Source organism: Streptomyces sp. NPDC005485 (assembly GCF_040606085.1).
Taxonomy (GTDB): Bacteria; Actinomycetota; Actinomycetes; order Streptomycetales; family Streptomycetaceae; genus Streptomyces.
In genome coordinates, this window is sequence record NZ_JBEXDZ010000119.1 from 1 (window position 1) to 24,866 (window position 24,866).

The window sequence follows — 24,866 nt, forward strand, 5'->3', positions numbered from 1 at the left end:
CGTCTTCGGGGGATTGTGACGTATCTTCGTGGCGACCGCCCTTAACCGTCAGAAGCCCCCTGGGGACGGCGCCCGCGGACGCGGGCCCAACCCCTGACACCCGGCCCACGCCGAGCACCCTTGTGACGAAGCCGCACACGACCAAGGAGTCCGTCGACGGGTGAGCTCAGGCGTCCGGGTCGGGTGTCGGCGGGAGTTCGTCCTCCTCGGTGATGTGGACCGCTGCCTCCTCGGCGCCTGCCGCGCCGCCGTCGATGCCGACGTCGGTGGCGACGGACTCCTTGGTGGTGTGCGGGTGGGTGCCTTCGTCGGGTGCGACCAGGCGGCCCGCACGCTCCCGGCCGGCCTCGGGGTCCAGCGGCTCGCCCTCCCCGCCGGGCAGGTCGCCGATGTCGTCGCCCGTCGGCTGCTCCGCGCCCGTGTCGGGGACCTCCTGGCGCAGGCGTTCGTCGAGCGGCTCGCCCTCCTGCTGCTCCGCCGCGGTGGTGCCGGTCTTTGTGACGCCCAGCGGGCGCTCCGGCGGGGAGTAGCCCTCGTCGAGCATGTCGTCGTACGTACGCTCGTCCACCGCGTTCTGGAGATCCAGCGGGGTGGCGTCCTCCCGCACCTCGTCGGTGCCCGTGGGCTGGTAGGCCTCGTCCGCCGTGCCGTCGTCGCTCATGGTGTCTCCCAGTGCCCGGACGAGGCCCGGCCAAACCGGGGCGGACGCCGTACGCCGGGCGGCCGGGAAGGGATTTGCACTGGTCGCGGGGCATGACGTACTGTCGTGTTTACCGACGCGGGGTGGAGCAGCTCGGTAGCTCGCTGGGCTCATAACCCAGAGGTCGCAGGTTCAAATCCTGTCCCCGCTACTGAAGGCCGAAGGCCCGGAACCAATGGTTCCGGGCCTTCGGTGTGTCCGAGGGTCTGGATGTCCAGAGGCCCCGGCGTCCAGGAGGATGCCGGGGCTCCGAGGGTGCTCGGGTCAGGCCGCCGCGCAGTTCGGGCAGACGCCCCGGTACGTCACCTCGACGTCCGAGACCTTGAAGCCGAAGCGCTCCGAGTCGGGGAGGTCGGCGAGCGGGTTGCCGCCCGGGTGGACGTCCCGGATTGTGCCGCACTGGGCGCAGACCAGGTGGTGGTGCGGCCGGTGCGCGTTCGGGTCGTACCGCTTGGCGCGCTTGTCCGTGGCGACTTCCAGCACCTCGCCGAGCGAGACCAGCTCGCCCAGGGTGTTGTAGACGGTCGCCCGGGAGATCTCCGGCAGCTTCGCGACAGCGCGCGTGTGGACCTCGTCGGCCGTCAGGTGGACGTGGTCGCCGTCGAGGACCTCGGCCACGACACGCCGCTGCGCGGTCATTCGCCAGCCACGTCCGCGCAGTCGTTCCAACAGGTCACTCATGCAGGCCAGCTTAACAGCCAGGAAGAACAGTTTCCGAACGAGTGTGATTTTAGATCTTTACTGGACTTAGACGAAGTACAGGAGTGAGGGGTCGCTTCCGGAGGGAGCGGGCGGAACCTCTCCGGGATCCGCCCGCCTCCACGCTCAGGCCGGGGTGGGCTGACGGGTGGGCGCCCAGCAGCGGATGATGTCGCGGACCGAGACGATCCCGACCGGTCCGGTTCCGTCGAGCACGATCAGGTGCCGGAAGCCGCCGTGCGACATGGCCGTGGCGGCCTCCTCCAAGGTCCAGGACGGCGCGGCGAAGACGACGTCGGTCGTGGTGTGGGTACCTGCGGTCTCCGTGTCCGGGTTCTGGCTCAGGGCCAGGGAGTTGAGGATGTCGCGCTCGGTGAGGATGCCGAGCCCGATGGAATCCTCGTCGAGGACGACAGCCGCGCCGACGCGGCGTGCGGACATCAGGCGGGCCGCCTGGCGGAGGGTGTGTGCCGGGCCGATGGTCAGGACCACCGTGCTCATGGCGTCGCGGACGAGCATGGGCTGGAGCCACCTCCTGGGTGAAGCGCCAAGAGAAGCGATTCACAAGTTCACAAGTGGGGGGACTCTCAGAGTCGCAGTTAAAGGGAGGGTCAACAAGAGGGCGTGCGTGGCAAGTTCGGGGCGCCCCGGGGGCACACAGGGGCCCCAGGTCAGTACCGCTGGTTCAGGTACCCCAGGAGTTCGTCGTGGAGGATTCCGTTCGACGCGGCCGCGTTGCCGCTGTGCGGGCCGGGCCGGCCGTCGAGCCCGGTGAAGGAGCCGCCCGCCTCCGTCACGACGATCGCGTTCGCCGCCATGTCCCAGAGCGACAGCTCGGGTTCGGCGCAGATGTCCACCGAGCCCTCGGCGACCATCATGTACGGCCAGAAGTCGCCGTAGCCGCGGGTGCGCCAGACGGCCTTGGTGAGGTCCAGGAAGCCGTCCAGGCGGCCCTGGTCCTCCCAGCCGGTGAGTGAGGAGTACGCGAAGGAGGCGTCGGACATGTTGGAGACGCCCGAGACCTTGAGGCGGGACGCGGAGGAGAGGCTGCGCCCGGTGTAGGCGCCGTGGCCCTTCGCCGCCCACCAGCGACGGCCGAGCGCGGGGGCGGAGACCACGCCCACGACCGGTTGGTAGCCGCCCTCCGCCACCTCCATCAGGGAGATCAGCGTGGCCCAGACGGGCACCCCGCGGACGTAGTTCTTCGTGCCGTCGATCGGGTCGATGACCCAGCGGCGGGGGCCGGTGCCCTCGATGCCGTACTCCTCGCCGAGGACCGCGTCGCGGGGGCGGGCGCGCTGGAGGTGGCCTCGGATGATTTCCTCCGCCGCCTTGTCCGCCTCGCTCACCGGCGTCATGTCCGGCTTGGTCTCGACCTTGAGGTCGAGCGCCTTGAACCGGCCCATCGTCGCGGCGTCGGCGGCGTCCGCGAGGACGTGGGCCAGGCGCAGGTCATCGAGATAGTCGGGCATGAGCGAACCGTATCTGGCCGTTCCGTGGCAGGGCCACAGGGGCCGGGCCCCGGGGACCTCGGCCCCGAGCGTCCGTCGTGGGTGCCGAGAGGGGTGTTCCGGGGCCTGCCGTGCGTGGGTGGGTGGCGTACGGCAGGCGGCGTACGCCCCTCGGTACTGCCGCGAACCCTTGACAGTGCTCGTGTGCGCGTCAAATCTGAGCTGCAGAGCCGCTCGCCCCAGGGAGGCGATGATGCCTGCAGCGCGGGAATCCCTCTTGGACGCCGCCTATACGGCGCTCGCACGTCGGCCGTGGTCCGCGGTGCGGATGGTCGACGTCGCCGCCGTGGCCGGAGTGTCCCGCCAGACGTTGTACAACGAGTTCGGCAGCAAGGAGGGTTTGGCGCGAGCCCTGGTCCGTCGGGAGGCGGACGGGTATCTGGTCGGGGTCGACCGTGCGCTGGCCGTTCACGGTGACGCACGGGAGCGGCTGGCCGCGACCGCGGAGTGGATCACGTCCGCGGCCCGCGGCAACGCGCTGGTGCGCGCGATGCTGACCGGGTGTTGGAGCGAGCGCCTGCCCTCACCGACGCTGTCGGCGGTGCCGTCGTCGTCCGCGGTGCCCGCGCAGCGGCGGGCCGACGGGCCGCTGCCGTCGCCTGCCGACTTCGTGGCGCTGGTGCGGGACCGGGCGGCGGCCACACTGTCGGGATCGGGCACCACGAGATCGGACGCGGCGGAACTGACGAGGTCGTGCGAACTCGTCGTACGGCTCGCGGTGTCCTGCGTCGCCGCGCCGCCGGGTGAGGGCGGGATCGTCGACCTGGTGAAGGCCGCGCTGGCACCGTCGCACCGGGCCCTGGGGGTCACTCCCTGAGACGGCCGGCCTTCACGGGCTCGGATTGCGTTGCGGAGGCCGGGAATTGAAGAGGCGTCAGTGGGCGGAGCCGGAAATCTGCAGGCCGATCACGCCGATGATCACGAGGCTGATGGAGACGATCTTCAGGACGGACACCAGGTCGTCGAGGAAGATCATGCCGTAGATCGCGGTGCCCGCCGCGCCGATGCCGGTCCACACCGCGTAGGCGGGACCCACGTCCAGCTTCTTCAGGGACAGCGTCAGCAGACCGAAGCTGCCGAGCGCGAAGATGCAGAAGGCGACGGTCGGCCAGAGTCTGCTGAAGCCGTGCGAGAGCTTCAGACAGACGGCGAAGCCTGTTTCCAGCAGTCCGGCCACGACGACCAGCAGCCACGCCATGTCTGTCCTCCCGCGTCCGCGATGACTGCTTCGTCGACTGCTGGTGCGTCCGGCTCGCATCCGCCTCACGTCCGGCCTGGTGCGAGTATGCCTTTACCGGCACGGCACGGCTGCAAACAACGCGGAGGTCAGTCGCCCTCGCGCCGCTCGCGCGTCGCCAGCAGCCTGCGCAGCGAGTACAGACGGGCCGGATCGGCGTGGCCGTCCGCCACCCACTGGTCCAGCGCGCACTCCGGCTCGTCGTGGCTGCACGCGCGCGGACAGCCCTCGGTGCCCGGTTCGAGATCGGGGAAGGCATGGATGACCCGGGACGGATCGACGTGGTGAAGGCCGAACGACCGTACGCCCGGGGTGTCGATGACCCAGCCCCCCTCGCTCGCGAGCGGCAGGGCGAGCGCCGAGGTCGTGGTGTGCCGGCCGCGGCCCGTCACGGCGTTCACATGACCGGTCGAACGCCGCCTGTCCTTCGGCACCAGCGCGTTGACCAGTGTCGTCTTGCCGACGCCGGAGTGGCCGACGAACGCGGTGATCTTGCCGTCGAGTTGCTCGCGCACCCGTTCCGCGGCGTCGCCGTTCTCCAGTTCCTCACGGCTCGTCACGACGTACGGGATGTCCAGCGAGCCGTAGAGCTCCAGGAGCTTGTCGGGTGAGGCGAGGTCCGACTTGGTCATCACCAGGATCGGTTCCAGGCCGCCGTCGAACGCCGCGACCAGGCAGCGGTCGATCAGCCGGGGGCGGGGCTCGGGGTCGGCGAGGGCCGTGACGATCGCGAGCTGGTCGGCGTTGGCGACGACCACACGCTCGAAGGGATCGTCGTCGTCGGCCGTACGGCGCAGCACCGAGGTGCGCGGCTCGATACGGATGATCCGGGCCAGGGTGTCCTTCTGGCCGGACAGGTCGCCCACGATGGCCACCCGGTCGCCGACGATGGCGGCCTTGCGGCCCAGCTCGCGGGCCTTCATGGCCATCACGACATGGCCGTCGACCAGACAGGTCAGCCGGCCGCGGTCCACGGTGAGGACCATGCCCTCCACCGCGTCCTCGTGCTTGGGTCGGATGTTCGTGCGAGGCCGGTTGCCCTTGCGGTTGGGGCGCTGGCGGATGTCGTCCTCGTCGGTGTGCTTGCCGTAGCGGCGCATGATCCAGGTCCGCCCGTCAGTTCCCGAGCATTCCGGCCCACAGATCGGTGAAGTCCGGCAGGGTCTTCGCCGTCGTCGCCACGTTCTCGATCCGCACCCCCTCCACCGCCAGCCCGATGATTGCGCCGGCGGTGGCCATGCGGTGGTCGTCGTAGGTGTGGAAGACGCCGCCGTGCAGCCGTCGCGGGCGGATGTGGAGGCCGTCCGCCGTCTCCGTGACGTCACCGCCGAGTTCGTTGATCTCCTTGGTGAGCGCGGCCAGCCGGTCCGTCTCGTGCAGGCGCAGGTGCGCGACTCCGCGCAGGGTGGAGGGGGAGTCCGCGAGGGCCGCGACCGCCGCGATGCCGGGGGTCAGCTCGCCGACCTCGCTCAGGTCCACGTCGATGCCGTGGATCGCTCCCGAACCGGTGAAGTCCAGCCCGTACTCGGTCAGTTCGCAGGAGCCGCCCATCTCGGTGAAGATCTCCCGCAGCCGGTCGCCCGGCTGGGTGGTGCGCGCCGGCCAGTCCGGGACGGAGATCTTGCCGCCGGTCACCAGCGCGGCGGCGAGGAACGGCTGCGCGTTGGACAGGTCCGGCTCGACGGTCAGGTCCCGGCCGAGCAGTGCACCCGGCGTGACCCGCCAGACGTTCGGCTCGCCGCCCGCCTCCGGGGTGTCCACCTGGGCGCCGACCGTACGCAGCATGTCCACGGTCATCCGGATGTGCGGAAGGGAGGGCAGGGAGGAGCCGATGTGGCGGACCTCCACGCCCTGGTTGAAACGCGGGCCCGAGAGCAGGAGCGCCGACACGAACTGGCTGGAGGACGACGCGTCGATCTCCACCGGGCCGCCGTCCAGCGCGCCCCCGCCGTGCACGGTCAGCGGCAGTGCGCCGCGCCCGTCGTCGTCGATGCGGGCGCCGAGGACGCGCAGCGCGTCGATGACACCGGTCAGGGGGCGCTCGTACGACCTCGGGTCGCCGTCGAAGCGGATGGGACCGTCGGCCAGCGCGGCGACCGGGGGCAGGAAGCGCATCACCGTGCCCGCGTTGCCCACGTCAACCGTGGCAGGGCCGTGCAGACCCGAGGGGATGACACGCCAGGCCTCGCCGGAGATGTCGGAGCCGCCGACGATGGTGGAACTGGAGGACACCGTCTCCTCGATGCCGACGCCCATCGCGCGCAGCGCACCCGCCATCAGCAGCGTGTCGCGCGAGCGCAGCGGACGGCGCAGCCAGCCGGGCTCGGAGGCGAGGGAGGCGAGGACCAGCGCCCGGTTGGTGACCGACTTGGACCCCGGTACGTGGACCGTCGCGTCGACGGCTCCGCTCGCATGCGGGGCGGGCCAGAGAGCGGTGTGTGCGGGGTTCGCGGTCATGCGCTCCACTTTAGTGGCTGGCGATGACCGGAGATCTTGATCAAAAGAGGCGAAATCCCACCGAAACAGTGAGGTGGCGCGCACAGCACGCGGCCGCGGGTATGTGCCGTGCATATATGCACGACGACAGGCTCACACCTGGACGCACGAGACGCACAGGCGGAGCGAGGCGCACGCGTGCGCGCTCACACCTCCAGCAGCCACCGGCCCCCGCCTATCAGCGCGCTCAGCGACACCACGTGGAACAGGAACAGCCACAGCCCGGCCGGCACGTGCGTCAGCCGTGACAACTGGTCCGCGTCCGAGTCGCCCGCCCCGCCCCGGCTGCGCTTCGCCTGGAGCTCGAAGGCCGGGCGGACCCCGCCGAGCAGCAGGAACCACACCACCGCGTACGCGAACGCCGCCTGCACCTGCGGCCCGGCCAGCCACGACACCAGCAGGAACGTGCCGCCGGTGAGGACCACGGTGAGCGCCCCGTACGCGTTGCGGATCATCACCAGCATCGCGACGAGCAGCACCGTGGCCAGCCACAGCAGCGCCGTGATGTGACCCGCGGCGAGCAGTGCGGCGCCGCCGAGGCCCAGCAGCGGGGGAGCGGTGTAGCCGGCGGCCGCGGTGAGCACCATGCCCAGGCCGTGCGGCTTGCCGCGGCTGACCGTGAGGCCGCTGGTGTCGGAGTGCAGTCGTATGCCGGTGAGTGTGCGGCCGGTGACCAGCGCGACCAGCCCGTGCCCGCCCTCGTGCGCGATGGTGATGGCGTTGCGGGAGAGGCGCCACAGGGTGTGCGGGACGATCACGGCCAGCGCGGCGACCATCGTGGCGATCACCACCCACAGGTCGGGGTCCGGCTGACTGCCGAAGACCTCGTCCCAGAGGGCGGCGAGAGAGGCGGATGCGGTGCTGTCCATGGGTGGCAAGAGCTCCCTCGAGTGACGCGGAATCTGGCAGTGTGGCACGTATGTGCGGACGGTATGCATCGAGTCGTAGGCCCGAGGATCTCGCAGGAATCTTTGAGATCGAGAAGTGGGAACCCGAGGAGACCTTGGAGCCGGACTACAACGTGGCTCCGACCAAGGAGGTCTACGCCGTGCTGGACCGTCCGGTGAAAGACGCGGACAGCCCGCACCCGGTTCGCCAGCTGCGCAGGCTCAAGTGGGGGCTCGTTCCGTCCTGGTCCAAGACGCCCGAGGGTGCCGCCCGGATGATCAACGCGCGCGCGGAGACCGTGCACGAGAAGCCGTCGTACCGCCGCGCGTTCTCCTCCCGGCGCTGCATCATCCCCGCCGACGGCTATTACGAGTGGGTGACCGGGACCGCCGAGCGCGACCTGGAGGTCGAGGGGAAGAAGAAGCGCCCGCGCAAGCAGCCCTACTTCGTCCTGCCCGCCGACGGGTCGGTGTTCGCGATGGCCGGGCTGTACGAGTTCTGGCGCGACAGGACGCTGCCCGACGACCATCCGCTGAGCTGGTGGGTGACGTGCTCGGTGATCACCACGGAGGCCGAGACCTCACCGCTCGCGGTGGCACCCGCCGACGGCCCCCACGCCCTCGCCGACATCCACCCCCGGATGCCGCTGATGCTCACCCCGGATCGCTGGGACGCCTGGCTCGACCCGTCCCGCACCGACGCCGACGGCCTGCGCGAGCTGCTCGCCCCGCCGCCGCCCGGCCTGATGCGCGCGTACCCGGTCTCCACGGCGGTCAGCAACGTCCGCAACAACGGCCCGGAGCTGCTGAAGGAACTCGAGGGGCCCGAAGAGGGCACACTCTTCTGATGTGACTGATGCGACATCCGATGTGACGGAGATCATCGAAACCGACGCCGGCAGGGCCCGCGTCACCTGGCATCGCGCCAGGCAGGCGCGGCTCGTCCTGGCCGTGAGCCACGGTGCCGGCGGCGGCATCGAGGCCCGCGACCTGCGGGCCCTCGCGGCCGTCCTGCCCGCCCACGGCGTGAGCGTGGCCCTGGTCGAGCAGCCCTGGCGGGTGGCAGGCAAGAAGCTGGCGCCGGCGCCGAAGACGCTGGACACCGGATGGCGCGGGGTGTGGCCGGCGGTCGAGAAGCCCGGGCTGCCCGTGATCGCGGGCGGGCGCAGCGCCGGCGCGCGCGTCGCGTGCCGGACGGCGACCGAACTGGGCGCGGCCGCCGTCCTCGCGCTCAGCTTCCCCCTCCACCCGCCCGGCAGGCCCGAGAAGTCACGCGCCGCGGAACTCCTCGGCGCGGGCGTGCCCACCCTCGTCGTACAGGGCGGCAACGACCCCTTCGGGAAGCCCGAGGAGTTCCCGCAGGGCTCCTACGAGTTGGTCGAAGTGCCGTACGGCGATCACGGCTTCGCCGTGCCGAAGAAAGCGCCGGTCGACCAGGACGAGGCTCTGCGGGTCATCGCGGCCGAAGTGCTGAAGTGGATCGCGTCACTCGCGTGACGCCCGGGAATGTCCCCGACGGAACGACTGTTGTGCCGAACAGACAGCACGGGGAGTGCTGGCCGTCCGTACGAGAGGAAGTCCGCCGCATGGGTTCGACCATCTGCCCGAGCCGCAGCAGCAGCGCTGACCTGGAGTGGACGGTGCTTCATGCGGCGAAGACCACCCCTATTCGGGCGGCGGGCGGACCGGATGTTCGTCTATCCTCCGATTCGAGTGGGACCGGTTTCGGTCTCGCGACGTCGCTGGAGGAGGTGGGTCCGGTCACTGGGACCGACGCAGGGACCGAACACGGCCAGGCGGAGCAGCCCGAGGGCCAGGGCACGAGCGCGGAGACGAACTCGGAGTCGTCCGCCGAGCGCACCCTGCGCTTCGAGCGGGACGCTCTCGAATTCCTCGACCAGATGTATTCGGCCGCTCTGCGCATGACGCGCAACCCGGCCGACGCCGAGGACCTGGTGCAGGAGACGTACGCGAAGGCGTACGCGTCCTTCCACCAGTTCCGCGAGGGCACCAACCTCAAGGCATGGCTCTACCGCATCCTCACGAACACCTTCATCAACTCGTACCGCAAGAAGCAGCGTGAGCCCCAGCGCAGTGCGGCCGAGGAGATCGAGGACTGGCAGCTGGCGCGCGCCGAGTCGCACATGTCGACCGGTCTGCGCTCCGCCGAGTCGCAGGCGCTCGACCACCTGCCGGACTCGGACGTCAAGGAAGCTCTGCAGGCGATCCCCGAGGAATTCCGCATCGCCGTCTATCTCGCCGACGTAGAGGGCTTTGCGTACAAGGAGATCGCGGACATCATGGGGACACCCATCGGTACGGTGATGTCCCGGCTGCACCGGGGCCGTCGCCAACTGCGCGGCATGCTCGAGGACTACGCGCGTGACCGCGGACTGGTCCCGGCCGGCGCCGGAGAGTCGAACGAAGCGAAAGGTTCGGGCTCATGAGCTGCGGAGAGCCGCACGAGACGGACTGCAGTGAAGTACTCGATCATCTCTACGAGTTCCTGGACCACGAGATGCCGGACTCGGACTGCACCAAGTTCGAGGTCCACTTCGAGGAATGCTCTCCGTGTCTGGAGAAGTACGGGCTCGAACAGGCCGTGAAGAAGCTGGTCAAGCGGTGCTGCGGTCAGGACGACGTGCCGACCGACCTGCGCGCGAAGGTCATGGGCCGCATCGACATGATCCGCTCCGGCCAGACCGTGCCGGAGCACGACATCACCGCGACGGCGCAGGAGTCCTGAACCTCCGGTTGCCACCGACGGCGTAGTCGTCGTCCCCGTCACCCGAACGTGCTAATCCGCGGGCCCTGGGCCCGCGGATTCGGCCATTGCCACCCCCGTGTCACTTCCGCCGCCCTAGGCTCCGGAGCCTGACATGGGAGGGGGCGGCGGATGGGGTCGATTCCGGCCTGGGCCCGTGTGTACGTGGCCTGCGTCGTTCTCGGGGCCCTGGCCTGTCTCGTTCCGCTGCCCGCCATCCGTACGCCGTGGTGGGTCGTCGTGCTGCTCGCCGCGCTCTACGCGGGCTGCGAGCAAATCCCCCGCTACCGTCCCGACGGCCGCCCCGCCCCCATCGCCATGGGCACCTTCTTCCCCGTGCTGCTCGCCGGGGCCTTCCTGCTGCCGCCCCCGGCCGCCGCCCTCGTGCCGCTGCCGGGGGCGCTGCTCGCCCCGGTGGAGCAGCGGCCGCGCGGGCTGCGCCGGGTCTGGCGGGCGGCCCAGCTCGCCGTGGCGCTCTGGGCGGCCTCCCAGGCGCACTGGTCGCTGGGCGGCCGGGACGCGGTCGTCGAACCGCGGTTCCCGTACGCCCTGGTGCCCGCCGGGGCCGCCGTGCTGGTGTTCTGCCTCGTGCTGACCGTCCTGGACGGCGGCATCCTGGTGCTGGCCGACCGGGTGCCCGTACGCGGCGCGTGGCGCGGGCTGTTCCTGCGCTCCCTCGCACCCGTCGCCGTGCACGGACTGGCCGGGCTGATGATGGCGGTGCTGCTGCGCAGTCCCTTCGGTCCCGTCGCCGCGCTGCTGGTGCTGCTGCCGATGTACGTGTCGTGCTGGGTGTTCGCCCACTACCACCGGGAGCGCGCGGCCCACCAGGCCACCATCCGGGCGCTCGTGCAGGCCGTCGACATCAAGGACGAGTACACACGCGGCCACAGCGAGCGGGTCGGGCAGGCGTCCATGATGATCGCCCGGGAACTGGGCATGGCCGACGAGCGGGTCGAGGTGCTGCGGTTCGCCGGGATCCTGCACGACGTCGGCAAACTCGGCGTGCCCACCCGCCTGTTGCGCAAGGACGGGCCGCTGACGCCTCAGGAGCGGCGGGTCATCGAGCTGCATCCCGAGTACGGGCACGAGATGGTGCGCGGGATCGGGTTCCTGGGCGAGGCGCGGTCGGCGATCCTGCACCATCACGAGCGGCTCGACGGCAGCGGATACCCCTACGGACTGATGGGGCGCCAGATTCCGGAGTTCGCGCGCGTGGTCGCCGTGGCCGATGCCTTCGACGCGATGACGTCCACCCGCTCCTATCGGCGGGCGCGGGCCGTCGGGGCCGCACTGCAGGAGCTGGAGCGGTGTGCCGGCTCCCAGTTCGACCCGCTGATGGTGGAGGCGCTGGTCCGGGCGCTCACCCGGCACGGCTGGCACCCCGCCGTCACCGCCGACGATCCGTGCGGAAACGTGCCGCCCGTCGCCGGCCGTGCCCGGACGCCCGCGCAGGCCGTCGCCGGGAGGTCCGCCGAGGGCAGCGGTGCCGGCAGGTCCGCAGAGGGCAGCGGCGCCGCGAGCCGGAGGGCACCGTGAAACCCGCTCGCCCCGCGCTCACCCTCGTCCACGGCTGCGCCACCCTCCTCGCCGTCGTCTCGCTCGCCGAGACCCTCTGGCACGGGGTGGACGAAAGAGGCACCGCGCTCGCCTTCGGGCTGCTCATCGCCCTCGGGGAACTCTCCCGGTCCAACGGTGCGGAGCGGGAGTCCGCGCCCCTGGGCACCGCCGGGGCCCTCGCGTACGCGCTGCTCGGGGAGGACGCCGGCAATCCCACGCACCACGGGGTGCTCCAGGTCGTCGCCGTGGTCGTCGCGGCCACCCTCGTCGGCTGTGTGCCGCACATCGCACGCGGCCAGGGGCCGACGTTCGACCAGGTGGCCCGGCGACTGCTGACCGTCGGATTCGCCGCCGTCTGCTTCCAACCGCTCTACAACCAGGGCAGGTTGCACGAGTGGGACGGCCCGGCGTACGCGCTGCTGCTCGTCGCCCTGCTGGTCCTCACCGCACTGTGCGACGCCGTGCTGGCCGCCGTCATGGCGCGCTCCCGTACCCGCTGGCCCTTCGGCCCGCTGCTGCGCGACGAACTGCGGGCCATGCTCGGCATCGGGTCCGCCGTGTGCGCGACCGGGACCGTGATGGCGCTCGCGGTCGCCGTCGTCGGGCTCTGGGCGCTGCCCGTCTTCTCGCTGCCCCTGCTGCTCACCCAGCTCTCCTTCCGGCGGTACGCGGAGGTGCGGACCACCTATCGGCAGACGATCGCCTCGCTGGCGCGGGCCACCGAGATCGCCGGGTACACGCCCCCCGGGCACGCACGGCGGGTGGCCGCGCTCTGCCGGGCGGTCGGCCGTGAGCTGGGCCTGTCCGAGCCGGGCCTGACCGTGCTGGAGTACGCGGCCCTGATGCACGACATCGGACAGCTCTCGCTGCTCGACCCGGTGCCCGCCGGGGCCACCGCGGTGCTGCCCGCCGAGGAACAGCGGCGCATCGCCCTGCTCGGCGGGGCCGTCGTACGCCAGACCGGGGTGGACACCGAGGTCGCGGTGGTGGTGGAACGGCAGGCCGACCCCTATCGGGAGCAGCCGGTCAGTGCCAGGATCGTCCGAGCGGTGAACGCATACGAGGAGATGGCCAGGGAAGCAGGGCCGGGAGGCCCGCTGACCGCCCTGGAGAAGCTCAGGCTCGGCACGGCCCGCGACTATCAGCCCGAGGTCGTGGAGTCGCTGGCCAGGGTGCTGCTGCGCAGCGGAGGGGCGACGCCCCTGCGTCGCGGCTGAGGGTGGTGGCGGGGGACAGCCGGGCGGTCTGACTCTGCCCCGGGCTGGGTAACCCATGGGTAATGAGCGCTCCTCCGACCGTCCGTGGTTGGATGCGAGAGAGAGGGTGTCCGGGGGCACAAGCCAGCCCAAAGAACGGAAACTGGCAGGCGGGAATCGTGAGGATCTTCGGCAAGGGACGGCACCGGCCCTCCGCCTCATGGCGGCAGGCGACCGACCGGGCGTTCACGCTCATCGGCGACGGCCGGTACGAGGACGCGGGAGCGCTGCTGACGCGTGCCGCGGACCTGGAGCCCTGGCTGTCCGAGTCCTGGTTCAATCTCGCGCTGCTGCACAAGTTCCGGCACGACTGGGAGCAGGCCCGGGCGGCGGGCCTCAGGGCCGTCGCGCTGCTCGACCGCGAGACGGGCGCACCTGACTGGTGGAACGTGGGCATCGCGGCCACGGCCCTGCAGGACTGGCCGCTGGCGCGGCGGGCCTGGCAGGCGTACGGGCTGAGGGTGCCGGGCGGCGCCGCCGTCTCCGGGGAGCCGGTGGGCATGGACCTCGGCAGTGCGGCCGTGCGGCTGTCCCCCGAGGGGGAGGCCGAGGTCGTGTGGGGGCGTCGCCTCGACCCCGCGCGGATCGAGGTGCTCTCCATCCCGCTGCCGTCCTCGGGGCGGCGCTGGGGCGAGGTCGTCCTGCACGACGGCGTCCCGCACGGCGAGCGGACGACGGCCGCCGGACACGCGTACCCCGTCTTCGACGAGATCGAGCTGTGGGCGCCCTCGCCCGTGCCCACCTGGGTGGTCCTCCTGGAGGCGGCCACCGAGGACGACCGGGACGCGCTGGAGCAGCTCGCGGCCGACGCCGGCTTCGCCGCCGAGGACTGGTCGTCGTCCGTACGGCTGCTGTGCCGGATGTGCTCCGAGTCCCGGATGCCGTCCGACGAGGGCGACGGCGAGCACCTGGACCCGCACGACCACAGCGAGCCGGGTCACCCCGGGCCGCTCGGCCACCGCACCGACGGGCAGCTGTGGGTGCCCGAGCGCGAGTGCGGACTGGCCGCGCCCGCCGGGCTGGTGCGCGGGCTTCTTGACGGATGGGTGGCCGACAGCCCCGATTCGCGGGACTGGCGGGACCTGGAAGAGGTCTGCTGAGGGCCACGGCCGCTGCCGTCGGCTGTGCCGGCCCGCGCCCCTGGGGGCGCGGGCCCCCGTACTCTGTATGAGCACCTCTCTCCCAGGCATCAGGAAGGCGTACGTCGGTCATGGCGCAGCAGGACACCGATCAGCAGCACACGGGCGTGCTCCCCGTGGACGACGAGGGCTTCGTCATCGACTTCGAGGAGTGCGAGGAGCGCGAGGCGGCCTACCGCGGGCGCGGCACCTCGCGGCCCATCACGGTCGTCGGCAACCCGGTGCTGCACAAGGAGTGCAAGGACGTCACCGAGTTCGGCGACGAGCTGGCGGCGCTGATCGACGACATGTTCGCGAGCCAGCACACCGCCGAGGGCGTGGGCCTGGCCGCCAACCAGGTCGGTGTCGACCTCAAGGTCTTCGTGTACGACTGCCCGGACGACGAGGGCAAGCGGCACACCGGCGTGGTCTGCAACCCCGTCCTGCGTGAACTGCCCGCCGACCAGCGCCACTTGGACGAGAGCAACGAGGGCTGCCTCTCCGTGCCGACGGCGTACGCGCCGCTGGCCCGCCCCGACTACGCCGAGGTCACCGGGCAGGACGAGAAGGGCAACCCGATCAAGGTGCGCGGCACCGGGTACTTCGCGCGCTGCCTCCAGCACGAGACCGATCACCTGTACGGCTACCTGTACATCGACCGGCTCTCCAAGCGCGAGCGCAAGGACGCGCTGCGGCAGATGGCCGACAACGAGCCTCGCTACCCCGTCGTGGCGAACGACTGAGACGCATATATGCAGTTGAGGCTCACGATCGTTTGTGAGCCCGGACGTACGGCGTCTGGCCGGGAAGCCCACGGCCAGGCGCCGTTCGCATGTGCGTCGCACGTTCGATCCCATGTGCTCGTTGAGCGATCCATATTCAGTCACACAAGGGGAGATTCTCGGCACGGTGGGGTAGTGAACGGTGCAAATCCGTTCCCAGAACGGTCAGTTGTGGTGCTGAATGGGAAGGGCGGGGATACGCAACGGCGCACGCCCGGCACGGCGGGAGGGGTGTAGCGCCAACTGGCGGCTGAGAGGGGTTTGTTCGTGCATGCTTTCCCACACGGCACTTCATCGACACCGACTGCGGTCGCGGTTCCACCGGCGCTCTCTCTCCCGGTGATCGAAGCTGCGTTTCCCCGGCAACTGCACCCCTATTGGCCCAGGCTCCAGGAGAAGACCAGGACCTGGCTCCTCGAAAAGCGGCTCATGCCGGCCGACAAGGTCGAGGAATATGCCGATGGACTGTGCTACACGGACCTCATGGCGGGCTACTACATAGGCGCCTCCGACGAGGTCATGCAGGCTATAGCGGACTACAGCGCGTGGTTCTTCGTCTGGGACGACCGCCATGACCGCGACGTCGTCCATGCCCGGCCGGCCGCCTGGCGGAGGCTCAGGTTCCAGCTGCACGATGCGCTCGACTCCCCCCGGGACCACCTGCACCACCGGGATCCGCTGGTCGCGGGGTTCGCCGACAGCATGGTGCGGCTGTACTCGTTCCTCAGCAAGAAGTGGAACGTCCGGTTCGCCGAACACTTCCATGCGGTGATCGACGCGTACGACCGGGAATTCCAGAACCGTTCGTCCGGCACCGTCCCCACCGTCGCGGAATACCTCGACCTCCGGCGGCTCACCTTCGCGCACTGGATCTGGACCGACCTCCTGGAGCCGAGCGCGGGGTGTGAAATGCCGCTCGCGGTGCGGAAACATCCGGCATATCACCGGGCGTCACTCCTGAGCCAGGAATTCGCCGCCTGGTACAACGATCTCTGTTCGCTTCCCAAGGAAATAGCGGGAGACGAAGTCCACAATCTCGGAATCAGTCTCATTCAGCACGAGGGGCTGACCCTGGAAGAGGCGATTGCGGAAGTAAGGCGCCGGGTCGAGGAATGCATCACCGAATTCCTGGCCGCAGAAAAGGAAGCATTACGGTTCGCCGACACCCTCGCGGACGGCACTGTCGCGGGAAAGGAACTCAGCATCGCCGTGAAAGCGTGCCTCGGCAACATGCGGAACTGGTTCAGTTCCGTGTACTGGTTCCACCACGAGTCCGGCCGGTACATGGTCGACAACTGGGACGACCGGTCCACGCCCCCGTACGTCAACAACGAAGCGGCAGGTGAGAAATGACCGTCGAGTCCGTGAAGCCCGAAGCCCCCACGGTTCCGGAGCTGCGTGAGCCGCCCCTCGCGGGCGGCGGTGTCCCGCTCCTCGGCCACGGCTGGAAGCTCGTCCGCGATCCGCTGGCCTTCATGGCCCAGCTGCGCGACCACGGCGACGTCGTACGGCTCAGGCTCGGCCCGAAGACGGTGTACGCCGTCACCGCGCCCGCCCTCACCGGGGCGCTCGCGCTGAGCCCCGACTTCAAGATCGACGGGCCCCTCTGGGAATCCCTCGAAGGCCTGCTCGGCAAGGAGGGAGTGGCGACCGCCAACGGGCCGACGCACCGGCGCCAGCGGCGCACCATCCAGCCCGCGTTCCGGCTCGACGTCATCCCCGAGTACGGGCCGATCATGGAGGAGGAAGCACGCGCGCTCGCCGACCGCTGGGAGTCGGGGGCGACGGTCGACTGCACGGCGGAGTCGTTCCGCGTCGCCGTGCGCATCGCGGCCCGCTGCCTGCTGCGCGGAGACTTCATGGACGAGCGGGCGGAGCGCCTGTGCGTCGCGCTCGCCACCGTCTTCCGCGGTATGTACCGGCGCATGGTCGTCCCGGCCGGACCGCTCTATCGGCTGCCGCTCCCGGCCAACCGCAAATTCAACCGGGCATTGGCCGATTTGCATCTCCTGGTCGACGAGATCATCGCCGAGCGGCGCGCATCTGGTCAAAAGCCGGACGATTTGCTGACAGCATTGCTGGAAGCGAAGAACGAGAATGGCGAGCCCATAGGGGAGCAGGAGATCCACGACCAGGTGGTCGCGATACTCACCCCCGGCAGCGAAACTGTCGCGTCCACGATCATGTGGATCCTCCAGGTCCTCGCCGAGCATCCGGAACACGCGGACAGGGTCCGCGCCGAGGTTGAATCCGTCGCGGGTGACCGGCCGGTGGCATTCGGTGACGTCAGGCAGCTGACCCACACGAACAATGTCGTCGTCGAGGCGATGCGGCTGCGCCCCGCCGTATGGATATTGACGCGGCGGGCGGTCAGCGAAACGGAACTCGGTGGCTATCGCATTCCGGCCGGGGCCGACATCGTGTACAGCCCGTACGCGATACAGCGCGATCCGCGGTCGTACGAGCAGCATGCGCGGTTCGATCCGGACCGCTGGCTGCCGGAGCGTTCCAAGGAGGTGCCGAAGTACGCGATGAGCCCCTTCAGCGTGGGCAACCGGAAGTGCCCGAGTGACCACTTCTCGATGGCCCAGCTGAGCCTCATCACGGCGACGGTGGCGTCGCGGTGGCGCTTCGAGCAGGTATCCGGGTCGAACGACGCGACGCGGGTCGGCATCACGCTGCGCCCGCACCGGCTCCTGCTGAAGGCCGTACCCCGCTGAGCGCAGGGCGCACGTTCAGGCGGCCTGCGGGCCTCTGAACGTGCGCCGGTACGCCTGCGGGGTCGTGTCCAGCGCCCGGACGAACTGATGGCGCAGCGCGGCCGCGTTCCCGAACCCGGTACGGCCCGCGATCGCGTCCATGGTCTCGTCCGTCCCCTCCAGCAACTGCTGGGCCAGCAGCACCCGTTGGCGCAGGATCCAGCGGTACGGAGTGGTCCCCGTCTCCTGCTGGAAACGCCGGGCGAAGGTGCGCGGGGACATCAGGGCGCGGGCCGCGAGCTGCTCGACGGTCACCTCCTCGTCGAGGTGGCGCTCCATCCAGACGAGCACCTCGCCGACCGTGTCGCACGGGGCGGCCGGCAGCGGGCGCTCGATGTACTGGGCCTGCCCGCCGTCGCGGTGCGGAGGCACCACCATGCGCCGCGCGATGGCGTTGGCGACCTCCGGGCCCTGTTCCCGGCGCACGAGGTGGAGACAGGCGTCGATCCCGGCGGCGGTGCCGGCCGACGTGATGATCGGGTCCTCGTCCACGTACAGCACGTCGGGCTCGACGATCGCCCGCGGGTACTGGCGGGCGAGCTCGTCCGCGTGCTGCCAGTGCACGGCGCAGCGCCGGCCGTCCAGAAGCCCGGCCGCGCCGAGCGCGAAGACACCGGAGCAGACGCTGAGCACCCTCGCGCCCCGGTCGGCGGACCTGCGCAGCGCGTCGAGCAGCTCCGGCGGATAGCCGCGCACGGCGTAGGTGTTCCCGGCCGGCACGATGACCAGGTCGGCCCCCTCCAGCCGGTCGAGGCCGTGCGGGGTGGACACGGTGAACCCGGAGACATGCGTGCCGAGGGTGGGCCCCTCCGCCGAGGCGACCGCGAAGTCGTACACCGGCAGCCCCTCGTCACTCCGGTCGAGGCCGAACACCTCGCAGGCGACGCCGAGTTCGAAGGGGTGCACACCGTCGAGCAGGATGGCGACCACGTTTTTCAGCATGCTGCCAGTGTGCCTCGACTCTGGCAGTAATTCGAGGGTTCCCGGCAGTCCTGCCACTGACGGTAAGGAGCGTCAGGCGCGACAGTGGTGTCTATGGATACGACACACATGGAAGGCCTGATCTCAATGCTGACCGTTCTCGCAATCCTCGTCCTCCTGGTCCTCCCCTCGCTGGTCGGTCTCGCGCACGACCGGCGCGTCGACCGTCAGATCAGGGAGGCCCAGCAGACCCGCGAAGCGGCCGAGGATCAGAAGTCCTCGTCGAGGTCGACGCTGCCCTCCACCGCGACCTGGTACGCGGAGGGACGCCGCTCGAAGAAGTTGGTCAGCTCCTGAACCCCCTGCAGCTCCATGAAGGCGAAGGGGTTCTCGGAGCCGTACACGGGAGCGAAGCCGAGGCGCGTCAGGCGCTGGTCGGCGACGCACTCCAGGTACTGCCGCATCGAGTCGGTGTTCATCCCCGGGAGGCCGTCACCGCACAGGTCGCGCGCGAACTGCAGCTCGGCCTCGACGGCCTCCCGCAGCATGTCGGTGACCTCCTGCTGAAGCCGGTCGTCGAAGAGCTCCGGCTCCTCCTTGCGGACGGTGTCGACGACCTCGAACGCGAAGGACATGTGCATCGTCTCGTCGCGGAAGACCCAGTTGGTGCCGGTGGCGAGACCGTGCAGCAGGCCCCGGCTGCGGAACCAGTAGACGTACGCGAAGGCGCCGTAGAAGAAGAGGCCCTCGATGCAGGCGGCGAAGCAGATCAGGTTCAGCAGGAAGCGGCGGCGGTCGGCCTTCGTCTCCAGCCGGTCCAGCTTCTCGACCTCGTTGATCCACTTGAAGCAGAACCCGGCCTTCTCACGGATGGACGGGATGTTCTCGACCGCGTCGAAGGCGGCCGCCCTGTCCTCGGGGTCGGGCAGATACGTGTCCAGCAGGGTCAGATAGAACTGGACGTGCACGGCCTCCTCGAAGAGCTGGCGGGAGAGATACAGCCGCGCCTCGGGGGAGTTGATGTGCTTGTACAGCGTCAGCACCAGGTTGTTCGAGACGATCGAGTCGCCCGTCGCGAAGAACGCGACCAGCCGGCCGATCATGTGCTGCTCGCCCTCGGACAGCTTCGCGAGGTCGGCGACGTCCGAGTGGAGGTCGACCTCCTCCACGGTCCAGGTGTTCTTGATGGCGTCCCGGTAGCGCTCGTAGAAGTCGGGGTAGCGCATCGGACGCAGGGTCAGCTCGAAGCCCGGGTCGAGAAGGTTCTTGGTTTCGCTGGACATTACTGGCAGGCCTCGCAGCTTTCGGGGTTTTCCAGGGAGCAGGCGACCGCGTCCTCGTCGGGGGTCGGCTGCTGTACGGGGATGGGGGTCTGTGCCTGTGCGGCGCGGGCGATGCGGGTCGCCGGGCGCGAGCGCAGGTAGTACGTCGTCTTCAGGCCCGACTTCCAGGCGTACGCGTACATCGAGGAGAGCTTGCCGATGGTCGGCGTCTCCAGGAACAGGTTCAGGGACTGGGACTGGTCCAGGAACGGCGTCCGCGCGGCGGCCATGTCGATGAGGCCGCGCTGCGGGATCTCCCATGCCGTGCGGTACAGCGCCCGTACGTCGGCCGGGATCCAGGCGAAGTCCTGCACCGAGCCGTTCGACTCGCGCAGTGCCTCACGGGTGCGGGCGTCCCACACGCCGAGGTCCTTGAGCTCGCGCACCAGGTAGGAGTTGACCTGGAGGAACTCGCCGGACAGCGTCTCGCGCTTGAACAGGTTGGAGACCTGCGGCTCGATGCACTCGTACACACCGGCGATCGAGGCGATGGTCGCGGTGGGCGCGATCGCGAGGAGCAGGGAGTTGCGCATCCCGGTCGAGGCGATACGTCCGCGCAGCGCCGCCCAGCGCTCGGGCCAGTTCAGCTCCACGTCGTAGTGGTCGGGGTGCAGCACACCGCGGGCCGTGCGGGTCTTCTCCCAGGCCGGCAGCGGGCCGCTGCGCTCGGCGAGATCGGCGGAGGCCTCGTACGCGGCGAGCATGATGCGCTCGGCGATGCGGGTGGAGAGGGCCTTGGCCTCGGGCGAGTCGAAGGGGACGCGCAGCTTGAAGAAGACGTCCTGGAGGCCCATCGCGCCGAGGCCCACGGGGCGCCACCGGGCGTTGGAGCGGCCCGCCTGCTCGGTCGGGTAGAAGTTGATGTCGACGACCCGGTCGAGGAAGGTGACGGCGGTGCGGACCGTCTCGTCCAGCCGCTCCCAGTCGATGTCGCCGACCGCCGTGTCGACGAACGCGCCCAGGTTCACCGAGCCCAGGTTGCAGACCGCGGTCTCCCCGTCGTCCGTGACCTCCAGGATCTCGGTGCACAGGTTCGAGGAGTGGACGGTGTGGCCCGGCTCCGCCGTCTGGTTGGCGGTGCGGTTGGCGGCGTCCTTGAACGTCATCCAGCCGTTGCCGGTCTGCGCGAGGGTGCGCATCATGCGGCCGTACAGGTCGCGGGCCGGAATGGTCTTCTTGGCGAGCCCGGCCTCCTCCGCCTTGCGGTAGGCGGCGTCGAACGCGTCACCCCACAGGTCCACCAGCTCGGGCACGTCGGCCGGTGAGAACAGCGACCACACGCCGTCCTCGTTCACCCGGCGCATGAACTCGTCCGGGATCCAGTGCGCGAGGTTCAGGTTGTGCGTACGCCGGGCGTCCTCACCGGTGTTGTCGCGCAGCTCCAGGAACTCCTCGATGTCGGAGTGCCAGGTCTCCAGGTAGACCGCGGCCGCGCCCTTGCGCCGGCCGCCCTGGTTCACCGCGGCGACCGAGGCGTCGAGGGTCTTCAGGAACGGGACGATGCCGTTGGAGTGCCCGTTCGTGCCGCGGATCAGCGAACCGCGGGAGCGGATACGGGAGTACGACAGACCGATGCCGCCCGCGTGCTTCGAGAGGCGCGCGACCTGGTGGTAGCGGTCGTAGATGGAGTCCAGCTCGTCCAGCGGGGAGTCGAGGAGGTAGCAGGACGACATCTGCGGGTGCCGCGTACCGGAGTTGAAGAGCGTGGGGGAGGAGGGCAGGTAGTCGAGGCGGCTCATCAGCCGGTAGAGGGCCGCGACTTCGTCCACCGCTCGGGTGGTGTCGTCCTCGGCGAGGCCGGAGGCCACGCGCAGCATGAAGTGCTGGGGCGTCTCGACGACCTTGCGGGTGATCGGGTGCCGCAGCAGATAGCGGCTGTGCAGGGTGCGCAGGCCGAAGTAACCGAAGCGGTCGTCGGCGACGGTGTCGATCAGCGCGTCGAGACGGGCCGTGTGCAGCCGTACGAACTCGGCGGTGCGATCCGCGATCAGACCCTCGCGGTGCCCGACCGCGACCGAGCCGGAGAACGACGTGACACCCTGCGACGCGGCCTCGGCGGCGATGCTGATCGTCAGCAGGCGCGCGGCGAGCCGGGAGTAGGCGGGGTCCTCGGAGATGAGGCCCGCGGCCGCCTCGGTGGCCAGCTCGCGCAGCTCCGCCTCGTCGGCCCGGGCGGAGCGGCCGCGCAGCGCGGCGGCGGCGACCCGGCCGGGGTCGGCGTCGGGGAGGTCGGCGGTGAGGTCGGTCAGGGTCCGCAGCAACGCGGTTCCCGGAGCGTCGGCCTCGGCCCCTGTCACGGTGGTCGCGGTCGCCTCGGTCGCTGAAGCCGGATCGACTGGCGCGATGGTCACGTGGGACTCTCCCTCGCTCGGCACGGGGCCTGGGGCGAGGGCAGCGGGGCGCACGGGCTCGGACAGGCCGGCGCGCGTCCAGCTGGCCCACTCCGCGAGGCCCGGACGTCTTGGCACCCGGACCGGTCGGCCGGGCGCGCTGTCGGCAGGACCTCGGACTGGTCAGGCGCGCATACACGCACAAGTACACCGTTGCGGGACAGTTCCGGATTCGCACCGGATTCCCCTGCGGCGACAGCGAGCACGAGCATACATCTTGTGCCGGGCTGCGGGAGCACCCCCACATGTTGTGTCGCGCTGCTGTCGAAGGGTGCCGGAGCGTCAACTCTTGGGCGGGTGGCGAATGCTGGGGCGCCGTCGCCGCCGGCGCCGGTCCGGGCACGGCAACGGGCCGCCGGATCTCTCCGGCGGCCCGTTCGGGATTCCGTGCCTCTAGTGCGAGGTCCCCGCCGTGGCCGGCGGCAGTTCCACCTGGACCCCGGGGTCGCCCGCGTCAGCCGTGTAGTCCGACGGAGACGTCTCGTCGACGCCGTCCGGGGCCTTCAACGCCCGCAGGACGAAGGTCAGGACCACCGTCACCACCACGTTCAGCACGAAGGCCGTCAGACCGATGTAGCCGATCTCCCCGATGCCGGGGATCTCCTTCGAGCTCCCGCCGAAGTGCGCCTGGGTCGGCGAGGCGACCCCGTACGCGGCGACCGTGCCGTAGACCATGCCGACCGCCCAGCCGGCGAGCAGCGCCCAGCGGTGGAACCAGCGGGTGAACAGACCGCCGACCAGCGCCGGGAAGGTCTGCAGGATCCAGATGCCGCCCAGCAGCTGGAAGTTGATGGCGACCGTCTTGTCCATGGTGAGGACGAAGACCAGCGCGCCGACCTTCACCAGGAGCGAGACCAGCTTGGAGACCTTGGTCTCCTGCTGCGGGGTCGCGTCCGGCTTGATGAAGTCCTTGTAGATGTTGCGGGTGAACAGGTTCGCCGCGGCGATGGACATGATGGCCGCCGGTACGAGCGCGCCGATGCCGATCGCGGCGAACGCCACGCCCGCGAACCAGTCCGGGAACATGTTCTCGAAGAGCTGCGGGATGGCGAGCTGCCCGTTCTGCACCTTCACCCCGGCCGCGATCGCCATGAACCCGAGCAGCGCCAGCAGGCCCAGCATCAGCGAGTACAGCGGCAGGATCGTGGTGTTGCGGCGGATCACGTTGCGGCTGCGCGAGGACAGCGTGGCCGTGATCGAGTGGGGGTACATGAACAGCGCCAGCGCCGAGCCGAGGGCGAGCGTGGCGTAGGTCCACTGCTGCGGCTCGGCCGGGGCGAGCGCGCCGCGCGGCTTCCCGGTCGCCGGGTTGACCTGGGAGAAAGCGTCGCCGGCCTTGGCGAAGATGTCGTCGAAGCCGCCGAGCTTGATCGGGATGTAGATGATCGCGACCACGATGACGAGGTAGATCAGGCCGTCCTTGACGAACGCGATCAGCGCCGGGGCCCGCAGGCCGGACGAGTAGGTGTACGCGGCGAGCACGGCGAACGCGATCAGCAGCGGCAGGTCCTTGACGAACCAGTTGGTGCCCGCGCCACCGCCCACGCCCATGACGTCCAGAACGGCCTGGATGCCGACCAGTTGGAGCGCGATGTACGGCATCGTGGCGAGGATGCCGGTGACGGCGACCGCCAGCGACAGACCCTTCGAGCCGAAGCGTCCGCGCACGAAGTCGGACGTGGTCACGTACCCGTGCTTGTGCGAGACGGACCACAGCCGCGGCAGGAAGGTGAAGATCAGCGGGTACACCAGGATCGTGTACGGCACCGCGAAGAAGCCGGCCGCGCCCGCCGCGTAGATCGCCGCGGGTACGGCGACGAAGGTGTACGCGGTGTAGAGGTCGCCGCCGAGCAGGAACCAGGTGACCCAGGTGCCGAACGACCTGCCGCCTAGGCCCCATTCGTCGAGGGTCGCGTCGTTCTCGGCCTTGCGCCAGCGTGCGGCCAAGAAGCCCATGACCGTGACGGCCAGGAAGAAGAAGATGAAGACGCCGAGGGCGACTCCGTTCACGCCGTCCTTCACTTGGACACACCCCCGCCCTGGGTCGCGCGGGAGCGCTGGTCACGCTGCCACAGCTTGTACGCGGTCACCGTGAGCAGCGTGGAGATGACCACCCACAGCATCTGGTACCAGTAGAAGAACGGGATGCCGATGAAGGCCGGGTCGACCTTCGCGTACGAGCCGACCCAGAGCATCGCCACGAACGGCGCGAACAGGCAGAGGCCTATGACCACTCGGACCGGTGTCACCACCGGCGGTTTCGCGGCAGGCGCACCTGACGCGTCCGACACATCCGACACTTCTGACATACGGCGGCTCCGTCCCCTCGCTGATCAACCTGTGTAACGCGCAGGCAATCTAGGTCACGGTGTCGCGCAGCGGAAGACCTCGTCCGCATATCGGTATGTCGATTCGGTGAAGGCCAATTCGGGTGTTCGCGGTACGCGTCGGGGAGTGCTCCCGA

General features: G+C 70.0%; 25 protein-coding genes, 1 tRNA gene and 1 riboswitch. Of the genes, 13 read left to right on the forward strand and 13 right to left on the reverse strand.

Annotation, left to right across the window (positions count from 1 at the left end; translation table 11 throughout):
* Nucleotides 1-166: 166 nt before the first annotated feature.
* Complete coding sequence (locus tag ABZS97_RS31465; protein WP_356143154.1) at nt 167-661, reverse strand: DUF5709 domain-containing protein; 495 nt, start codon at nt 659-661, stop codon at nt 167-169.
* 116 nt (nt 662-777) lie between these two features.
* Here ABZS97_RS31465 and ABZS97_RS31470 point away from each other — a divergent pair.
* Nucleotides 778-851: transfer RNA gene (locus tag ABZS97_RS31470), tRNA-Met, on the forward strand.
* A 113-nt stretch (nt 852-964) separates the two neighbouring features.
* Here the strand turns inward: ABZS97_RS31470 and ABZS97_RS31475 are convergent.
* The 3 genes from ABZS97_RS31475 to hisN form a co-directional block, all read right to left on the reverse strand.
* Entirely contained in the window at nt 965-1,381 is a 417-nt protein-coding gene (locus tag ABZS97_RS31475; protein ID WP_356143156.1) for a Fur family transcriptional regulator, read from the reverse strand.
* A 144-nt stretch (nt 1,382-1,525) separates the two neighbouring features.
* Complete coding sequence (locus ABZS97_RS31480; protein ID WP_356143158.1) at nt 1,526-1,918, reverse strand: CBS domain-containing protein; 393 nt, start codon at nt 1,916-1,918, stop codon at nt 1,526-1,528.
* A gap of 152 nt (nt 1,919-2,070) precedes the next feature.
* The gene (hisN, locus tag ABZS97_RS31485) at nt 2,071-2,871 is read right to left on the reverse strand and encodes a histidinol-phosphatase (RefSeq protein WP_356143160.1); all 801 of its coding nucleotides are present in this window, start codon (nt 2,869-2,871) and stop codon (nt 2,071-2,073) included.
* Nucleotides 2,872-3,100: 229 nt separating this feature from the next.
* Here hisN and ABZS97_RS31490 point away from each other — a divergent pair, with 229 nt between their 5' ends.
* Complete coding sequence (locus ABZS97_RS31490; protein WP_356143162.1) at nt 3,101-3,727, forward strand: TetR/AcrR family transcriptional regulator; 627 nt, start codon at nt 3,101-3,103, stop codon at nt 3,725-3,727.
* A 57-nt stretch (nt 3,728-3,784) separates the two neighbouring features.
* On the opposite strand, the gene ABZS97_RS31495 is transcribed toward ABZS97_RS31490, so the two are convergent.
* From ABZS97_RS31495 to ABZS97_RS31510, 4 genes are all read right to left on the reverse strand, one after another.
* Nucleotides 3,785-4,108, reverse strand: coding sequence for a multidrug efflux SMR transporter (locus ABZS97_RS31495; protein WP_356143164.1), 324 nt, complete (start codon nt 4,106-4,108; stop codon nt 3,785-3,787).
* 128 nt (nt 4,109-4,236) lie between these two features.
* Nucleotides 4,237-5,247 (reverse strand): ribosome small subunit-dependent GTPase A, encoded by a 1,011-nt coding sequence (rsgA, locus tag ABZS97_RS31500; protein WP_356143166.1) that lies wholly within the window; start codon nt 5,245-5,247, stop codon nt 4,237-4,239.
* Between the two features lie 16 nt (nt 5,248-5,263).
* Nucleotides 5,264-6,604 carry a 3-phosphoshikimate 1-carboxyvinyltransferase gene (gene aroA, locus ABZS97_RS31505; RefSeq protein ID WP_356143168.1) on the reverse strand — a complete coding sequence of 447 codons (1,341 nt, stop codon included), beginning with the start codon at nt 6,602-6,604 and terminating at the stop codon, nt 5,264-5,266.
* Between the two features lie 185 nt (nt 6,605-6,789).
* The gene (locus tag ABZS97_RS31510; protein WP_356143170.1) at nt 6,790-7,512 is read right to left on the reverse strand and encodes a M50 family metallopeptidase; all 723 of its coding nucleotides are present in this window, start codon (nt 7,510-7,512) and stop codon (nt 6,790-6,792) included.
* A gap of 50 nt (nt 7,513-7,562) precedes the next feature.
* Between ABZS97_RS31510 and ABZS97_RS31515 the strand changes: the two genes are divergently transcribed.
* From ABZS97_RS31515 to ABZS97_RS31560, 10 genes are all read left to right on the forward strand, one after another.
* Nucleotides 7,563-8,378, forward strand: coding sequence for an SOS response-associated peptidase (locus ABZS97_RS31515; protein ID WP_356143172.1), 816 nt, complete (start codon nt 7,563-7,565; stop codon nt 8,376-8,378).
* A 1-nt stretch (nt 8,379) separates the two neighbouring features.
* Nucleotides 8,380-9,027 (forward strand): alpha/beta family hydrolase, encoded by a 648-nt coding sequence (locus ABZS97_RS31520; RefSeq protein WP_356143174.1) that lies wholly within the window; start codon nt 8,380-8,382, stop codon nt 9,025-9,027.
* A 254-nt stretch (nt 9,028-9,281) separates the two neighbouring features.
* Nucleotides 9,282-9,977 carry an RNA polymerase sigma factor SigR gene (gene sigR / locus ABZS97_RS31525; protein WP_356143176.1) on the forward strand — a complete coding sequence of 232 codons (696 nt, stop codon included), beginning with the start codon at nt 9,282-9,284 and terminating at the stop codon, nt 9,975-9,977.
* Nucleotides 9,974-10,276 (forward strand): mycothiol system anti-sigma-R factor, encoded by a 303-nt coding sequence (rsrA, locus tag ABZS97_RS31530; protein ID WP_356143178.1) that lies wholly within the window; start codon nt 9,974-9,976, stop codon nt 10,274-10,276. Before sigR ends, rsrA begins: the two co-directional genes overlap by 4 nt.
* 150 nt (nt 10,277-10,426) lie before the next feature.
* Entirely contained in the window at nt 10,427-11,833 is a 1,407-nt protein-coding gene (locus ABZS97_RS31535; RefSeq protein ID WP_356143180.1) for an HD-GYP domain-containing protein, read from the forward strand.
* Complete coding sequence (locus ABZS97_RS31540) at nt 11,830-13,071, forward strand: HD domain-containing protein (protein ID WP_356143182.1); 1,242 nt, start codon at nt 11,830-11,832, stop codon at nt 13,069-13,071. The genes ABZS97_RS31535 and ABZS97_RS31540 overlap by 4 nt, the downstream gene beginning before the upstream one ends.
* Nucleotides 13,072-13,229: 158 nt before the next feature.
* Nucleotides 13,230-14,210 carry a hypothetical protein gene (locus tag ABZS97_RS31545; RefSeq protein ID WP_356143184.1) on the forward strand — a complete coding sequence of 327 codons (981 nt, stop codon included), beginning with the start codon at nt 13,230-13,232 and terminating at the stop codon, nt 14,208-14,210.
* A 110-nt stretch (nt 14,211-14,320) separates the two neighbouring features.
* Nucleotides 14,321-14,971 carry a peptide deformylase gene (def, locus tag ABZS97_RS31550; protein ID WP_356143186.1) on the forward strand — a complete coding sequence of 217 codons (651 nt, stop codon included), beginning with the start codon at nt 14,321-14,323 and terminating at the stop codon, nt 14,969-14,971.
* Between the two features lie 306 nt (nt 14,972-15,277).
* Nucleotides 15,278-16,363 (forward strand): epi-isozizaene synthase, encoded by a 1,086-nt coding sequence (cyc1, locus tag ABZS97_RS31555; protein ID WP_356143188.1) that lies wholly within the window; start codon nt 15,278-15,280, stop codon nt 16,361-16,363.
* The gene (locus tag ABZS97_RS31560; RefSeq protein ID WP_356143190.1) at nt 16,360-17,730 is read left to right on the forward strand and encodes a cytochrome P450; all 1,371 of its coding nucleotides are present in this window, start codon (nt 16,360-16,362) and stop codon (nt 17,728-17,730) included. Before cyc1 ends, ABZS97_RS31560 begins: the two co-directional genes overlap by 4 nt.
* Before the next feature lie 15 nt (nt 17,731-17,745).
* Here ABZS97_RS31560 and ABZS97_RS31565 read toward each other — a convergent pair whose 3' ends face one another.
* Complete coding sequence (locus ABZS97_RS31565; protein WP_356143192.1) at nt 17,746-18,711, reverse strand: helix-turn-helix domain-containing protein; 966 nt, start codon at nt 18,709-18,711, stop codon at nt 17,746-17,748.
* A gap of 93 nt (nt 18,712-18,804) precedes the next feature.
* On the opposite strand from ABZS97_RS31565, the gene ABZS97_RS31570 reads away from it, so the two are divergent.
* A complete protein-coding gene (locus ABZS97_RS31570) occupies nt 18,805-19,047 on the forward strand; it encodes a hypothetical protein (protein ID WP_356143194.1) in 243 nt (80 codons plus the stop codon).
* On the opposite strand, the gene ABZS97_RS31575 is transcribed toward ABZS97_RS31570, so the two are convergent.
* From ABZS97_RS31575 to ABZS97_RS31590, 4 genes are all read right to left on the reverse strand, one after another.
* Nucleotides 18,960-19,973 carry a ribonucleotide-diphosphate reductase subunit beta gene (locus ABZS97_RS31575; RefSeq protein WP_356143195.1) on the reverse strand — a complete coding sequence of 338 codons (1,014 nt, stop codon included), beginning with the start codon at nt 19,971-19,973 and terminating at the stop codon, nt 18,960-18,962. The two genes, ABZS97_RS31570 and ABZS97_RS31575, sit on opposite strands and share 88 nt — an antisense overlap.
* Nucleotides 19,973-22,363 (reverse strand): ribonucleoside-diphosphate reductase subunit alpha, encoded by a 2,391-nt coding sequence (locus ABZS97_RS31580; RefSeq protein ID WP_356143196.1) that lies wholly within the window; start codon nt 22,361-22,363, stop codon nt 19,973-19,975. Before ABZS97_RS31580 ends, ABZS97_RS31575 begins: the two co-directional genes overlap by 1 nt.
* Before the next feature lie 126 nt (nt 22,364-22,489).
* Nucleotides 22,490-22,631: riboswitch (cobalamin riboswitch) on the reverse strand.
* A gap of 164 nt (nt 22,632-22,795) precedes the next feature.
* On the reverse strand, nt 22,796-24,424 hold the full coding sequence (mctP, locus tag ABZS97_RS31585; protein ID WP_356143197.1) for a monocarboxylate uptake permease MctP: 1,629 nt from the start codon (nt 24,422-24,424) through the stop codon (nt 22,796-22,798).
* Nucleotides 24,421-24,711 carry a DUF3311 domain-containing protein gene (locus ABZS97_RS31590; protein ID WP_356143198.1) on the reverse strand — a complete coding sequence of 97 codons (291 nt, stop codon included), beginning with the start codon at nt 24,709-24,711 and terminating at the stop codon, nt 24,421-24,423. The genes mctP and ABZS97_RS31590 overlap by 4 nt, the downstream gene beginning before the upstream one ends.
* Nucleotides 24,712-24,866 lie beyond the last annotated feature (155 nt).